Annotated in this window: 15 protein-coding genes; 8 read left to right on the top strand and 7 right to left on the bottom strand. The window is 71.0% G+C overall.

From position 1 onward, the window contains the following. Together HG542_RS30900 and mce are read right to left on the bottom strand one after the other, a co-directional pair. Positions 1–2024: polarized growth protein Scy-related protein (locus tag HG542_RS30900; RefSeq protein ID WP_498063293.1), on the bottom strand; the 2024-nt coding region annotated here is incomplete at its 3' end. A gap of 172 nt (positions 2025–2196) precedes the next feature. Continuing rightward, positions 2197–2637 carry a methylmalonyl-CoA epimerase gene (gene mce / locus HG542_RS30895; protein ID WP_171087286.1) on the bottom strand — a complete coding sequence of 147 codons (441 nt, stop codon included), beginning with the start codon at positions 2635–2637 and terminating at the stop codon, positions 2197–2199. Between the two features lie 137 nt (positions 2638–2774). Here mce and HG542_RS30890 point away from each other — a divergent pair, with 137 nt between their 5' ends. Both HG542_RS30890 and meaB read left to right on the top strand, forming a co-directional pair. Further along, positions 2775–3986, top strand: a complete 1212-nt coding sequence (locus HG542_RS30890; protein ID WP_171087285.1) for an acetyl-CoA C-acetyltransferase — start codon at positions 2775–2777, stop codon at positions 3984–3986. 38 nt (positions 3987–4024) lie between these two features. Next, positions 4025–4981, top strand: coding sequence for a methylmalonyl Co-A mutase-associated GTPase MeaB (meaB, locus tag HG542_RS30885; RefSeq protein ID WP_171087283.1), 957 nt, complete (start codon positions 4025–4027; stop codon positions 4979–4981). 51 nt (positions 4982–5032) lie between these two features. On the opposite strand, the gene HG542_RS30880 is transcribed toward meaB, so the two are convergent. The 4 genes from HG542_RS30880 to HG542_RS30865 form a co-directional block, all read right to left on the bottom strand. After that, positions 5033–5521, bottom strand: coding sequence for a MarR family winged helix-turn-helix transcriptional regulator (locus HG542_RS30880; RefSeq protein ID WP_171087280.1), 489 nt, complete (start codon positions 5519–5521; stop codon positions 5033–5035). 83 nt (positions 5522–5604) lie between these two features. After that, on the bottom strand, positions 5605–6420 hold the full coding sequence (locus tag HG542_RS30875; RefSeq protein WP_171087278.1) for an AIM24 family protein: 816 nt from the start codon (positions 6418–6420) through the stop codon (positions 5605–5607). An 8-nt stretch (positions 6421–6428) separates the two neighbouring features. Next, positions 6429–7079, bottom strand: coding sequence for an AIM24 family protein (locus tag HG542_RS30870; RefSeq protein ID WP_171087276.1), 651 nt, complete (start codon positions 7077–7079; stop codon positions 6429–6431). After that, positions 7079–7717: an AIM24 family protein gene (locus HG542_RS30865; protein WP_171087274.1), complete on the bottom strand. Its 639-nt coding sequence runs from the start codon at positions 7715–7717 to the stop codon at positions 7079–7081. Before HG542_RS30865 ends, HG542_RS30870 begins: the two co-directional genes overlap by 1 nt. A 186-nt stretch (positions 7718–7903) precedes the next feature. Here HG542_RS30865 and HG542_RS30860 point away from each other — a divergent pair, with 186 nt between their 5' ends. The 5 genes from HG542_RS30860 to icmA all read left to right on the top strand — a co-directional run bounded on the left by HG542_RS30860 (position 7904) and on the right by icmA (position 11442). Next, positions 7904–8248, top strand: a complete 345-nt coding sequence (locus tag HG542_RS30860) for a DUF3817 domain-containing protein (RefSeq protein ID WP_171087270.1) — start codon at positions 7904–7906, stop codon at positions 8246–8248. Next, positions 8245–8541 carry an MTH1187 family thiamine-binding protein gene (locus tag HG542_RS30855; protein ID WP_171087268.1) on the top strand — a complete coding sequence of 99 codons (297 nt, stop codon included), beginning with the start codon at positions 8245–8247 and terminating at the stop codon, positions 8539–8541. The genes HG542_RS30860 and HG542_RS30855 overlap by 4 nt, the downstream gene beginning before the upstream one ends. Positions 8542–8620: 79 nt before the next feature. After that, on the top strand, positions 8621–9145 hold the full coding sequence (locus tag HG542_RS30850) for a MarR family winged helix-turn-helix transcriptional regulator (protein WP_171087267.1): 525 nt from the start codon (positions 8621–8623) through the stop codon (positions 9143–9145). Positions 9146–9266: 121 nt separating this feature from the next. Continuing rightward, positions 9267–9602 (top strand): DUF3817 domain-containing protein, encoded by a 336-nt coding sequence (locus tag HG542_RS30845; protein ID WP_171087265.1) that lies wholly within the window; start codon positions 9267–9269, stop codon positions 9600–9602. A 139-nt stretch (positions 9603–9741) separates the two neighbouring features. Continuing rightward, the gene (gene icmA, locus HG542_RS30840) at positions 9742–11442 is read left to right on the top strand and encodes a coenzyme B12-dependent isobutyryl-CoA mutase large subunit (protein WP_171087263.1); all 1701 of its coding nucleotides are present in this window, start codon (positions 9742–9744) and stop codon (positions 11440–11442) included. Positions 11443–11472: 30 nt separating this feature from the next. Here the strand turns inward: icmA and HG542_RS30835 are convergent, their stop codons facing one another. Next, the gene (locus HG542_RS30835) at positions 11473–12093 is read right to left on the bottom strand and encodes a TetR/AcrR family transcriptional regulator (protein WP_171087261.1); all 621 of its coding nucleotides are present in this window, start codon (positions 12091–12093) and stop codon (positions 11473–11475) included. A gap of 202 nt (positions 12094–12295) precedes the next feature. Between HG542_RS30835 and HG542_RS30830 the strand changes: the two genes are divergently transcribed. Then, complete coding sequence (locus tag HG542_RS30830; RefSeq protein ID WP_171087259.1) at positions 12296–13264, top strand: tetratricopeptide repeat protein; 969 nt, start codon at positions 12296–12298, stop codon at positions 13262–13264. Positions 13265–13763 lie beyond the last annotated feature (499 nt).

The following is a 13763-nucleotide window of genomic DNA, read 5'->3' as shown; positions in this document are numbered from 1 at the left end:
GCCTCGGCGCGCAGCCGCTCCGCCTCCGCGGCGGCCTCGCCGCGCAGCCGCGCGCAGGCCTCCTCGGCCTCGGCACGGGAGGCGGACGCCTCCGCCGCCGCCTCGGCACGCAGCCGCTCGGACTCCTCCTCGGCCTGCGCCTGCAGCGCACGGGCCCGCTCCGCGGCCTCCGTCCGCTGCCGCTCCGCCTCCTCGGCCGCCTCCCGGCGCAGCCGCTCGGCCTCCGCACGGGCGTCGCGCAGCGCCGACTCGGCGGCCTCCACGCGCTGTTCGGCCTCCGTCTGCAGACGCGTCAGCTCGGCGTCGGCCTCCGCGCGCCGCGCCTCCGCGGCCCGCTCGGCCTCCTCGCGCAGCTGCCGCGCGGCCTCGGCGGCCTCGGCGCGGGTGCGCTCGGAGTGGTCCTCGGCCTCCTCGGCCATCTCCTCGGCCTCGGCACGGGCCTGCTCCAGGGCCTCCTCGGCCTGCTTGCGCAGGGCCGCGGCCCGCTCGGCCGCGTCCGCACGCAGCCGCTCGCTGTCCGCGGCCGCGGCGCCGCGCGTCTCCTCGGCGTCCGCCTTGGCCTTGGCCAGCAGCTCCTCGGCGGTGCTGGCCGCCTCCTCGATCTGCTGCAGTGCCTCGCGGCGGGCCTCGCCCCGGATGCGCTCGCCCTCGGCCACGGCCTCGGACCGCAGCTGCTCGGCCTCGCCGCGCAGCCGCCGCGCCTCCTCCTGGAGTTCGACCGTCCTGGCCCGGTACTCCTTGGTGTCGTCCTGCGCGGCGCCCTTGAGCTGCTCGGCGGTGTCCGCCGCCTCCGCGCGCAGCCGCTCGGCCTCGGCCTCCGCCTCCTTGCGGATCCGCTCGGCCTCCGCGGCGGCCGCCTTCGTGGTCGCCTGTGCGTCCTCGGTCGCCTTGGTCAGGACTTCCTCTGCCGTGCGCGCGGCCTTCGCCAGCTGCGCCGCCGAGTCCTCGGCGACGGCACTGCGGGCCTTCTCCGCGGCCTCGGCCACCACCCGCTCGGCCTCGGCGGCCGCGTCGTCGCGCAGCTGCTGCGCCTCGGCCCGCAGGGCCTCGGACTCCTTGGTGGCCTCGCTCACCAGCCGGGCGATCTCCGCCCGCGCGGTACGGGTGCGCTGCTCGTTGTCCGACTCGGCGTCGGAAAGCCGCCTGGCCGCGGCCTCCTTCGCCTCGGCCAGCACCTTCTCGGCCTCGGCCCGCGCCTCGCGCAGGGCCGCGTCGGCCTCCTGCATCCGCGCCTCGGCGGTGCGCGTCAGCTCCGTCGCGGCCATCCGGGCCTGGTCGCTCTCGGTACCGGCGGCGGTGCGCAGCCGCTCGGCGTGGTCGGTGGCCTCCAGCGCCTGCGCGGAGGCGGCGGCCAGCAGCCGCTCGGCGTCCGTACGGGCCCGGCGCAGGATCGCTTCGGCTTCGGCGCGGGCTTCCTCGGCGGCCGCCCCGAGCCGGCCGCGGGCCTGCTCGGTGAGCAGCTGGGCCTCGGTGCGGGCGGCCGCCAGCGACTGCTCCGCCTCCGCCCGGGACTCCTCCAGCAGCCGGCGCGCCTGCGCCTCGGTGCGCGAGCGCAGCTGCTCGGCCCAGGCGACGTTCTCGTTGACGTGCGATTCGACGGTCTGGCGGCGCTCGTTGAGCTCCTCGTCCAGCCGCTGCCGCCGGGCCACCGCCTCGGCGTGCAGCTCCGCCTCCATACGCGCCTGCCGCTCGGCCTGCTCCTGCAGCAGCCGCTGCGTCTGGGCGCGGGCCTCGCGCACCTCGCGCTCGGCGTCGCTGCGCAGCTGCTCGGCCTGGATCTGGGCGTTGCGCAGCAGCTGTTCGGCCTGGTAGCCGATGTCGGCCGTGTCATAGGCAGGACGGTGGGCGAGGTTGCGGCGCGCCTCGTGGAGCTTGGCGCGCAGCACCTCGACCTGGTAGCCGAGGTCGTCGGCGTGCTGGACCGCCTTCTCCCGCTCGGTCTTCAGCCGCTCCATCTCGGCCTCGAACTTCGAGAGGTGGTCGGCCTCGGCCCGTTGACTCTCCTGGCGCTCGTAGCCCCGCACAGCGCGGTCCATCCGTCCCCTGGTCGCGTCGGCGGCCGGCCCCGTCATGTGTCGTGGTGGAACCCGGAGCCCGCCCTTCCGAAGAAATGGTGTCAGATCATCGGTACAGCCCGGTCCGGGGCCCACCCGTACCCGGCCGAACCTGCACTCTACCGGCCGGGGAAGGGGAGGGTCAGTGCTCCGCCGCGGGGCGGGGCGCGGAGGTGACCAGTTCCGTCAGCACGCCGTGACAGTCCTTGGGGTGCAGGAAGGTGATGCGGGAGTCCATGGATCCGCGGCGCGGCTCGTCGTAGAGCACCCGGATCCCCTTGCCGCGGACCGCCTCGGCGTCGCCGTCCACGTCGGCGGTGCCGAAGGCGATGTGGTGGACGCCCTCGCCGTTCTTCGCAAGCCACTTGCCGACCGCGGAGTCCTCCCGGGTCGGCTCCAGCAGCTGCAGGTAGGAGGCCCCGCCGTCGGAGGTCTCGTTGATTTTCAGCATGGCCTCGCGGACGCCCTGCTCCTCGTTGACCTCGGTGTGGAACACCTCGAAGCCGTACGTGGCACGGTAGAACTCGACAGTGGTGTCGAGGTCGAAGCAGGCGATCCCGATGTGGTCGATGCGCGTCAGCATGAGTCCAGTGCACCGCTCGCACGTACCGTCACGCAACGTGCGCGCGATCACATCTTCCGCCCGGTGACCCGGAGGCGACCCGTCAGTACATTGACGGAAACCATCGTTAACCTTCTCCGCTCGAAGGGGTCGCGCCCATGTCCGGTACGAACGGAAATTCCGCCGTCACCTCAGTGATCGTCGCGGGCGCACGCACGCCCATGGGGAGGCTGATGGGATCGCTGCGCTCGTTCTCCGCGGCCGACCTCGGCGGCGTGGTCATCAAGGCCGCGCTCGACCGCGCGGGCATCGGCGGCGACCAGGTGCAGTACGTGATCATGGGGCAGGTGCTCCAGGCCGGCGCCGGGCAGATTCCCGCGCGCCAGGCGGCGGTCAAGGGCGGCATCCCGATGAACGTGCCGGCGCTGACGATCAACAAGGTATGTCTGTCGGGCCTGGACGCCATCGCGCTGGCCGACCAGCTCATCCGCGCAGGGGAGTTCGACATCGTCGTGGCCGGCGGCCAGGAGTCGATGACCAACGCCCCGCACCTGCTCCCCAAGTCCCGCGAGGGCTACAAGTACGGCGCCGTCGAGATGCTCGACGCCATGGCCCACGACGGTCTGACCGACGCCTTCGAGAACATCGCCATGGGGGAGTCCACCGAGAAGCACAACACCCGCCTGGGCATCCGCCGCCCCGAGCAGGACGAGTTCGCCGCCCTCTCCCACCAGCGCGCGGCCGCCGCCCAGAAGAACGGCCTCTTCGAGGCGGAGATCACGCCCGTCGAGATCCCGCAGCGCAAGGGCGAGCCGGTGCTCTTCAGCAAGGACGAGGGCATCCGCCCGGAGACCACGGCCGAGTCGCTCGGCAAGCTGCGCCCCGCCTTCGCCAAGGACGGCACCATCACCGCCGGCACGTCCTCGCAGATCTCCGACGGTGCCGCCGCCGTGGTCGTGATGAGCAAGGCCAGGGCCGAGGAGCTGGGCCTGGAGTGGATCGCCGAGATCGGCGCCCACGGCAATGTGGCCGGCCCGGACAACTCCCTGCAGTCCCAGCCGTCCAACGCGATCGACCACGCGCTCCGCAAGGAGGGCATCGAGGTCGGGGACCTCGATCTCATCGAGATCAACGAGGCGTTCGCGGCCGTCGCCGTGCAGTCAATGAAGGACCTCGGGGTCTCCCCGGAAAAGGTGAACGTCAACGGCGGGGCCATTGCACTCGGCCACCCCATCGGCATGTCCGGCGCCCGTATCGTGCTGCACCTCGCCCTGGAACTGAAGCGGCGCGGCGGCGGCGTGGGCGCGGCGGCGCTGTGCGGTGGCGGCGGCCAGGGCGATGCGCTGATCATCCGGGTGCCGGGCAACTGACCTTCTGAATCCGACGGATCCGACGGAACGGAGCAGTCATGGCGGACGTCCCCGCACTGGTCGAGCAGGCACGGGAGGGCCGGCCGCGTGCCGTGGCCCGGCTGATCTCACTGGTGGAGGGGGCGTCACCGCAACTGCGCGAAGTGATGGCGGCGCTCGCCCCGTTGACGGGCGGGGCGTACGTGGTCGGGATCACCGGCTCGCCCGGCGTCGGCAAGTCGACCTCGACCTCGGCGCTGGTGACCGCCTACCGCCGGATGGGCAAGCGGATCGGGGTGCTGGCCGTTGACCCGTCCTCGCCGTTCTCGGGCGGTGCGCTGCTGGGCGACCGGGTCCGGATGTCCGAGCACGCCTCGGACCCGGGCGTCTACATCCGTTCCATGGCCACCCGCGGCCACCTCGGCGGCCTCGCCTGGGCCGCCCCGCAGGCGATCCGCGTCCTGGACGCGGCCGGGTGCGACGTGGTGCTCGTCGAGACGGTCGGCGTCGGGCAGTCGGAGGTGGAGATCGCCTCGCAGGCGGACACGTCCGTGGTGCTGCTGGCGCCCGGGATGGGCGACGGCATCCAGGCCGCGAAGGCGGGCATCCTCGAGATCGGCGACGTGTACGTCGTCAACAAGGCCGACCGGGACGGCGCGGACGCGACGGCGCGCGAGCTCAACCACATGCTGGGCCTGGGCGAGGCCAGGGCGGCGGGCGACTGGCGCCCGCCGATCGTGAAGACGGTCGCCGCGCGCGGCGAGGGCGTCGACGAGGTCGTGGAGGCGCTGGAGAAGCACCGGGCGTGGATGGAGGAACGGGACGTCCTCGCGGACCGGCGCCGACGGCGCGCGGCGCACGAGGTCGAGACCATCGCCGTCACCGCACTGCGGGAGCGGATCGGGGATCTGCGGGGGGACCGGCACCTTCCCGCTCTGGCCGAGCGGGTGGTGGGCGGCGAGCTGGATCCGTACGCCGCTGCGGACGAGTTGGTGGCGGGACTGACGGGGGAGTAGGCCCCGGCTCCCGCGTCCCTTGCGGGACGCGGCACCATCAGCCCGTTCCCCTCACATCCGACCCCGCGTCGACCGCAGATGCTGCGCCACCGGAGTCAGCGAAGCGTGAAGGGACTTGAGCTCCTCCTCCGACAGCAGATCGATGAAGTGCTGCCGCACCGAGGCGACATGGTGCGGCGCCACCTTCCGCATCGTCTCCCAGCCATGGTCCGTCAGGACCGCGAACAGCCCGCGCCGGTCCGACTCGCAGTTCTCCCGGCGCACCAGCCCCGCGTTCTCCATGCGCGTGATCTGGTGGGAGAGCCGGCTCTTGGACTGCAGAGTGGCGGTCGCGAGATCGCTCATCCGCATGCGGTGGTCCTTCGACTCCGAGAGGTTGACCAGGATCTCGTAGTCGTTGTTGGTGAGGCCGAACGGCTGCAGGTCCCGTTCGAGCTGGTGCATCAGGAGCCGGCTCACGTCCAGGTGAGTGCGCCAGGCGCGCTGTTCCTCGTCGGTGAGCCAGCGGGTGCCGTTGTCCTGGGTGTCCTCGGTGTCCATGAATGGATTCTACCTAAGAAGTTGAATGTTTAATTAAAAATGAAAGGTCATGCGTTCGACCGTCACACTCCGCAGAGTACCGCTCACAGCCCGAAGCGGCGCTGGAGGTCCCCCAGCTGACCCGGCAACCGCGGTGTCATTGGCTGGTTTCCATGGGTGCCGGGGCTGCCGTGGCCGCCGGGATGCGCATGCGGCACGCCCTCCTGCTCCGGCGCCTCCTCGCCGACGGCCCGCTCCTCCATCAGCTGCTCGGTCGACTGCAGCAGCACCGTCCCCGCGCCGGTGAACTCGAACTGGTGCTCCTCGCCCGAGGTGCCCCCGAGTCCGGTCAGCCGGCGCACCCCGCCCATGACCCCGCGAAGGTAGTGGTGGTCGTAGTGGTGGCACGGCGACGGGCAGTCCGCCCACCCCACCAGCGCCTGCGGGTCCACCCGGATCGGCGGCTCGGCGAAGACGACCGGGCCGTTGGAGGCGGCCACGAACCTGCCCGTGCCGATCAGCGTCAGGAAGCCGGGGACGATCGACTGCTTCAGCGCCAGCGTCGGCTGGAAGGCCAGCAGATTCCCCGAGCGCACCGTGAGGTTGCCGTCCTCCAGGTCGTAGGAGTTGACGTCGAACGCGCGGTCCGCGAGCAGCATCCTGCCGCGGCCCTCGGCCACCACCCAGTCCGAGGCGTGCAGCGGGGAGTGGAAGGACGCCGCGATCAGCCGGTCCAGCGGGCCGTGGCCGATGCCGTGGAAGGCGATCTGCCCGTAGTAGGCGATCATCTTCCCCTTCTGCAGGAACCACTGTCCGTCCAGATCCACGCAGAAGGCGTACGGATTGACGTTGTCGTCCGCGGGCAGGGTGTGCGCGTCGTACACGACCGGTCCATGACCGGGGTTGTTCAGGGGGCTCATGGGGCCGTTCAAAGCTTTTCCTCCGACGCCTGGACGTACACCGTGCCGCTGCCCGACAGCTCCAGCTGGAACGCCTCGCCCGAGCCGCGGCCCACGAATTCGCGCCAACCGAGCGCCGTGGACAGCTTGTTGCGCACGTCGCCGCGGTGCGCCACGTAGGCCTGCGGGTCCACGTGCACCGGGCGGCCCGGCACGATCGGCAGCTCGATGAAGCCGCCGTGCGCCATCACCGCGACGGCGCCGTGTCCTTGGAGGGTCGTGGTGAACAGGCCCTGCCCGGTCACCTGGCCGCGCACCATGCCCATCACGCCGCCCTGCGACCCCATGAACATCGTGCCCTGCTGCAGCGTGCCGTCGAAGGCGAGCAGCCGGTCGGCCTCCACGTACAGCGTTTCACCGGACAGTTCGATCACATGGCAGTGGTGGCCGCCGTGGCCGAACATCACCGTGCCGTGGCCCTCGACGGTCATCAGCGGTGTGGCCTCGTTCGCCACGCGGCGGCCGATCATGCCCATCACACCGCCCTGGCCGCCGGTGATGCTCGGGGTGAAGGAGACGTCGCCGCGGTAGGCGAGCATCGCCCCGCGCTGGCTGAACAGCCGCTGCCCGGGCAGCACTTGGGCCTCGACCATCCGCGAGTTCAGGAGCCGGAACGGCATCAGAGGTCACCGCCGATCGTGTTCCGCTCGCTGGGCTGCACGTAGACGAGCCCGTCGCCCTCGAAACGTATCTGGAACGCCTCGCCCGAGCCCTCGCCGATGAACGTGCGGAAGTTCACGCCGGACTGGAAGTGCTGGCGGAGGCTGCCGGTGTGTGCGATGTACGCGCCCGGGTCGACCTGCAGGGGCGTCTGCGGCGTGACCCGCAGGGCGATCGCCGTGCCGTCGGAGAGGATCGCCGCCTGGCCCGTGCCCTCGACGGTCGTCGTGAAGAAGCCGTTGCCCTGCGAGGCGCCGCGCAGGCCCGTGAACGTGGTGCCGGTGCGCAGGGCCGCGTCGGTGCAGAGCAGATTGCTCGACTCGACGTACAGCGTCTCGCCGTGCAGCGCCACGAGGTTGATCTCGCTCGCCCGGTCGGCGAAGTAGCAGGTGCCGCTGCCCTTCACCTCCATCACATCCATCTGCTCGCCGGTGAGCCGGCGGGTCACCATGCCGCGCAGGCCGTCACCGCCGCCGGTCATCTTCTTGAACGTCATCTCGCCCTCGTACGCGACCATCGAGCCGTTCTTGGCCTTGACCGCATCACCTGCCATGTCGACAGCGAGAACCTTGCTCCCCTGGAGCCGAAACTGAGCCACGCGGCAGACGCTATCGGCAGGACATACCGCTCGAACAGGCCCCTCGGCCCTGGTGGATCCCGGAAGAATCCCCTACCGACACCCGGATCCCGTGATCGATTTCCGGGCTGCGACAATGAGGGATCCGCTTGTGAATACGGTCACAAGCGGTGACCGAACCGCCACTCGACCGAAGGTGTGCCCCCCGTGGACATCAAGACCGCCGAATCCCTGCGCCGGCTCCGACTGGTCTCCGCCCCGGAGGCCGTCTCCTTCCTGCTCCTGCTCGTCTGCTCGGTCCTCAAGCGGACCACCGACTTCAACGCGGTGCCGGTGATGGGCGCGGTGCACGGCATCCTCTTCATCCTCTACGTGATCTTCTGGATCGACGCCTGGAACAAGGCCAAGTGGCCCCTGAAGCGCGCCGCCCTCTACTTCGTCCTCTCCGTGCTGCCCACCGGCGGCTTCTTCGGCGACCGCATGCTGCGCCGCGAGGGCGAGGCGAGCGTCATCGCCGCCCGCGCCCGCAAGGAGGGTGTGGTCAACGCATGATCGTCGCTTTCTCGGTGAGCCCGCTGGGCGTGGGCGAGGACGTCGGCGAGTACGTGGCCGACGCGGTGCGCGTGGTGCGCGAGTCGGGTCTGCCGAACCGCACGGACGCGATGTTCACGTCTGTCGAAGGCGAGTGGGACGAAGTCATGGACGTCGTCAAGCGCGCCGTCGCCGCCGTCGAGGCGCGCTGCGGCCGGGTCTCGCTCGTCCTCAAGGCGGACATCCGCCCGGGTGTGACGGACGGGCTGACGTCGAAGGTCGAGACGGTCGAGCGGTATCTGGCCGAAGGCTGAACCGGATCACCGGCCCCCGGTCGTCCCGATATGCGGGACGGCGGGGGCCGGGATCCGGCCGCCCGCTAGGCTCGAGCCCGTGGCCAAACCGCTCAGTCTCCCCTTCGACCCCATCGCCCGTGCCGACGAGCTGTGGAAGCAGCGCTGGGGCGCCGTGCCCTCCATGGCCGCGATCACCTCGATCATGCGCGCCCACCAGATCCTGCTGGGCCAGGTCGACGCCGTCGTCAAGCCGTACGGCCTGACCTTCGCCCGCTACGAGGCGCTGGTGCTGCTGACGTTCAGCAAGGCCGGCGAGCTGCCGATGTCGAAGATCGGCGAGCGGCTGATGGTGCACCCCACGTCCGTCACCAACACCGTGGACCGCCTGGTCACGGCCGGCCTGGTGGACAAGCGCCCGAACCCCAACGACGGCCGTGGCACGCTCGCTTCGATCACCGACAAGGGGCGCGGGGTCGTGGAGTCCGCGACGCGCGACCTGATGGCGATGGACTTCGGCCTGGGCGTCTACGACGCCGAGGAGTGCGGGCAGATCTTCGACATCCTGCGCCCGCTGCGGGTCGCGGCACAGGACTTCGCCGAGGCCGACGAGGACGCGCCCTAGGCGCGTCCGGCGCGGCGGGGGCGGCGAAGATCGCCCCGGAACATACGGTTACGCTCGATCGACGGCAGTCGAAGCCCCCGGTGTCCCGATGACCCGATGTCCCGATGTGAGGAACCCTCCAGTGAAGAAGAACGTGCTGACCCGCTACCGCGTGATGGCGTACGTCACCGGTGTGCTGCTGGTTCTCCTGACGATCGGCGTCATCGCCAAGTACCTGCTGACCGTGGACGGCGCGAGCGGCTTCGTCAGCATCGTCGGCATCGCGCACGGCTGGCTCTACGTGCTGTACCTGGTCTTCGCCTTCGACATGGGCTCCAAGGCGAAGATGCCGTTCGGCAGGCTGGTGTGGGTGCTGATCGCGGGCACCATCCCGACCGCCGCGTTCTTCGTGGAGCGCAGGATCAGCCGCGAGCTGGAGCCGCTGGTGGCCGCGGAGGCGGCCCAGGCCACCGCCTGATCCCGCACGCCCCGCACGACACACCCGCCCCGGACACGACACCCCTTGTGTTCGGGGCACTCTTGCGCGACGATTTACTAGGACGTCCTAGTAAATCGAAGGCGCGCAGCGGGGCGCGGAGAGGTCGGGTGCGACACCCATGGACGCAGCAGGCATCGAGGCGGGGCGCAGCCGCTGGCAGGCGCGGTACGACGCGGCCCGCAAGCGGGATGCCGACTTCACCACGCTCTCCGGGGACGAGGTCGAGCCGGTCTACGGTCCCCGCCCCGGCGACACGTACGAGGGCTTCGAGCGCATCGGGTGGCCCGGCGAATACCCCTTCACCCGCGGCCTGTACGCGACGGGCTACCGCGGCCGCACATGGACCATCCGTCAGTTCGCGGGCTTCGGCAACGCCGAACAGACCAACGAGCGCTACAAGATGATCCTCGCCAACGGCGGCGGCGGGCTGTCGGTCGCCTTCGACATGCCCACCCTCATGGGCCGCGACTCCGACGACCCGCGCTCGCTTGGCGAGGTCGGCCACTGCGGCGTCGCCATCGACTCGGCGGCGGACATGGAGGTCCTGTTCAAGGACATCCCGCTGGGCGACGTGACGACCTCGATGACCATCAGCGGCCCGGCCGTCCCCGTCTTCTGCATGTACCTGGTCGCGGCGGAGCGGCAGGGCGTGGACCCGTCCGTCCTCAACGGCACGCTCCAGACGGACATCTTCAAGGAGTACATCGCGCAGAAGGAGTGGCTTTTCCCGCCCGAGCCCCATCTGCGCCTGATCGGCGACCTGATGGAGCACTGCGCGACGTCCATCCCCGCCTACAAGCCGCTGTCCGTCTCCGGCTACCACATCCGCGAGGCGGGCGCGACGGCCGCGCAGGAACTGGCGTACACGCTGGCCGACGGCTTCGGCTACGTCGAACTGGGCCTGAGCCGCGGCCTGGACGTGGACGTCTTCGCCCCCGGCCTCTCCTTCTTCTTCGACGCCCACGTCGACTTCTTCGAGGAGATCGCCAAGTTCCGCGCGGCGCGCAGGATCTGGGCGCGCTGGATGAAGGAGGTCTACGGCGCGAAGACCGAGAAGGCGCAGTGGCTCCGCTTCCACACCCAGACGGCGGGCGTCTCGCTCACGGCGCAGCAGCCGTACAACAACGTGGTGCGCACGGCGGTCGAGGCCCTGGCGGCGGTGCTCGGCGGCACCAACTCCCTCCACACCAACGCCCTGGACGAGACCCTCGCCCTGCCGAGCGAGCAGGCCGCGGAGATCGCGCTGCGCACGCAGCAGGTCCTGATGGAGGAGACGGGCGTCGCCAACGTGGCCGACCCGCTGGGCGGTTCGTGGTACGTGGAGCAGCTGACGGACTGCATCGAGGCGGACGCGGAGAAGATCTTCGACCAGATCAAGGAACGCGGCCTGCGGGCGCACCCCGACGGCCGGCTCCCCATCGGTCCGGTCACCTCCGGCATCCTGCGCGGCATCGAGGACGGCTGGTTCACGGGCGAGATCGCCGAGAGCGCCTTCCGCTACCAGCAGTCCCTGGAGAAGGGCGCCAAGCGCGTGGTGGGCGTCAACTGCCACGAGGGCTCGGTGACGGGCGACCTGGAGATCCTGCGGGTCAGCCACGAGGTGGAGCGCGAGCAGGTGCGCGTGCTGGCCGCCCGCAAGGCGCAGCGCGACGACGCCAAGGTCCGCGCGTCCCTGGACGCGATGCTGGCGGCCGCGCGGGACGGCTCGAACATGATCGCCCCGATGCTGGACGCGGTACGGGCCGAGGCCACGCTGGGGGAGATCTGCGACGCGCTCCGCGAGGAGTGGGGGGCGTACGTGGAGCCGGCGGGCTTCTGAGGCAGGCGCCCGCCCTTTCCGCCGGCGTCCTCACCCCGCCCCCGCCGTCAGTCCCCCCACCACCAGCGCGGTGAAGCCCCTGGCCCACTCCTCGTCCACCGGTTCCGCGCTGACCAGCGTCCGGTGGACGACCGCGCCCGCGATCACGTCGAAGATGAGGTCCGCGTTGCGGGCCGCCTGGGTCTCGTCCGGTTCGCGGGGGAGTTCGCCGCGGGTCTGGGCGCGGGCGCGGCCGATCAGGACCAGGGATTTCTGGCGGTCGACGATCGCCGAGCGGATGCGGTCGCGCAGGGCGTCGTCCCTCGTCGACTCCGCCACCACGGCCATGAGGGCCGTCTTCGTCTCCGGGCGTTCCAGGAGGGACGCGAACTGCAGGACCACGCCCTCCACATCGGCCCGGAGGCTGCCGCGGTCCGGGAGTTCCAGGTGCTCGTCGAAGAGCGCCGCCACCGCGTCCACGACCAATTCGTTCTTGCCCGCCCAGCGGCGGTAGAGGGTCGTCTTCGCGACCCCCGCACGGGCCGCCACGTCGCCCATCGTGAGCTTGCCCCAGCCCAGTTCCACCAGAGCCGCCCGCGTCGCGTCGAGGATCGCGCGGTCCGCTTCCGTGCTGCGCGGGCGGCCGGTGCGACGGAGGGGGGTGGATGGCATGAAGTGACCTTACCGCTCGGTAGGGCCGGGCGTATGACCCAGATCACGATTCCCCGAAACCCTTGCCGTGGCCGTGGGGAGGGGAGTTACGCTACGGGCCGTAGCGTAAGAGCGACAACCAACGAAGCATCACGGCGCCAGGTGGGGACCCGGCGTCGGCATACTTTTCCGATTCGCCGCGCGGAGGGGGGAGGATAGGGCCATGCAGCCACGGAACATGTCCATGAGTGGAGTGGTCGACCTCGCCGCGGTGAAGGCGGCCGGGGAAGCCAAGCAGAAGGCCGAGCAGGCGCGCGCCGAGGCCGCCCGCCACGGCGGTGTGCCCGCCTCCTCCGGGCCCCTGGTGTTCGACGTCGACGAGGCGGGCTTCGAGGCCGACGTCCTCCAGCGCTCCGCCGAAGTGCCCGTCGTCATCGACTTCTGGGCCGACTGGTGCGAGCCGTGCAAGCAGCTCGGCCCGCTGCTGGAGCGTCTTGCCGCGGAGTACCGCGGGCGGTTCGTGCTGGCCAAGGTGGACGTCGAGGCCAACCAGCTGCTCTTCCAGCAGTTCGGTGTCCAGTCCATCCCCGCGGTCTTCGCGGTCGTGGCCGGCCAGGCCCTGCCCCTCTTCCAGGGCGCGGCCCCCGAGGCCCAGGTCCGGCAGGTGCTGGAGCAGCTGATCGCCGTCGCCGAGCAGCGGTTCGGCATCGTCGGCGCCCCCGTCGAGCCGGGTGCCGAAGGTGAGGCCGCCGCGGCCCCGGAGGCTCCGGCGGGCCCGTACGACGCCGCGCTGGGTGCCGCACACGATGCCCTGGACGCCGGTGACCTCGGCGGTGCCGTCCGCGCGTACCAGAACGTGCTGGCCGACGACCCGGCCAACCCCGAGGCCAGGCTGGGCCTCGCCCAGGCCCGACTCCTGGAGCGCGTCCAGGGGATGAACGCCCAGGAGGTGCGCAAGGCCGCCGCCGATGCGCCCGGTGATGTGCAGGCGCAGATCGCGGCTGCGGATCTCGACCTCGTGGGCGGGCACGTCGAGGACGCCTTCGGGCGGCTCCTCGACACCGTCAGGCGGACCTTCGGCGACGACCGTGACGCCGCGCGCGTGCGGTTGCTGGAGCTGTTCGAGGTGATCGGTCCGGACGACCCGCGGGTGTCGGCTGCGCGCACCGCGCTGTCGCGCGCGCTGTTCTGACACCTGTGTCCCACGGGGCACAGGAGCCGCGCTTTGCCAAAACTTGGTAAACGAGGGCGTAGTTACTGCCAGTAAGAAGAGCCCGGGCATTCGCCCGGGTTTTTCTTTTTTCTCCGACTGTTCGTGGACACGGAGCGACACGTTCTGGCGGGTGCTTGATGCACTCCGGGCATCCGGTGGTTATCGCCCCGTTACTCGCTAGTAATGAACCTCTTGTGCCCCGGCCCGTAATGCACCACGATCGGCCGCACGCTCGGTCCATTCGCACAGTCGGCCATCCGGTCGGCGCGTGCGCCTGGGTCCCCACCGAGCAGGGACAGGGGGGTCTCCGCCACAACGGCGGTGCCTGTCCCATGGGTTGCGCGAAGGCGTGGCCGTTGGTTGTCGCTCGGGGGTGATCGCCGGTGTGTCGGGCGCGCTGCGCCTCCGTCATGCGACGGCGCTCTCCTTCCCGAGGACGTAACAGCTCTCCCCTCCGGGGTACGAGGCTCCCGCCCGT

Origin of the sequence: Streptomyces morookaense (assembly GCF_013030945.1) — a bacterium.
GTDB classification, from domain to species: domain Bacteria; phylum Actinomycetota; class Actinomycetes; order Streptomycetales; family Streptomycetaceae; genus Streptomyces; species Streptomyces morookaensis.
This window is presented reverse-complemented; position numbering and strand designations above follow the sequence as displayed.

What these genes read in the sequence shown, in the direction of transcription:
- HG542_RS30835 (WP_171087261.1), bottom strand. Translation starts at nt 12,093, where the DNA reads ATGCCATCCACCCCCCTCCGTCGCACCGGCCGCCCGCGCAGCACGGAA.
- HG542_RS30880 (WP_171087280.1), bottom strand. Translation starts at nt 5,521, where the DNA reads ATGGACACCGAGGACACCCAGGACAACGGCACCCGCTGGCTCACCGAC.
- HG542_RS30870 (WP_171087276.1), bottom strand. Translation starts at nt 7,079, where the DNA reads ATGCCGTTCCGGCTCCTGAACTCGCGGATGGTCGAGGCCCAAGTGCTG.
- meaB (WP_171087283.1), top strand. Translation starts at nt 4,025, where the DNA reads ATGGCGGACGTCCCCGCACTGGTCGAGCAGGCACGGGAGGGCCGGCCG.
- mce (WP_171087286.1), bottom strand. Translation starts at nt 2,637, where the DNA reads ATGCTGACGCGCATCGACCACATCGGGATCGCCTGCTTCGACCTCGAC.
- icmA (WP_171087263.1), top strand. Translation starts at nt 9,742, where the DNA reads ATGGACGCAGCAGGCATCGAGGCGGGGCGCAGCCGCTGGCAGGCGCGG.
- HG542_RS30855 (WP_171087268.1), top strand. Translation starts at nt 8,245, where the DNA reads ATGATCGTCGCTTTCTCGGTGAGCCCGCTGGGCGTGGGCGAGGACGTC.
- HG542_RS30890 (WP_171087285.1), top strand. Translation starts at nt 2,775, where the DNA reads ATGTCCGGTACGAACGGAAATTCCGCCGTCACCTCAGTGATCGTCGCG.
- HG542_RS30830 (WP_171087259.1), top strand. Translation starts at nt 12,296, where the DNA reads ATGCAGCCACGGAACATGTCCATGAGTGGAGTGGTCGACCTCGCCGCG.
- HG542_RS30875 (WP_171087278.1), bottom strand. Translation starts at nt 6,420, where the DNA reads ATGAGCCCCCTGAACAACCCCGGTCATGGACCGGTCGTGTACGACGCG.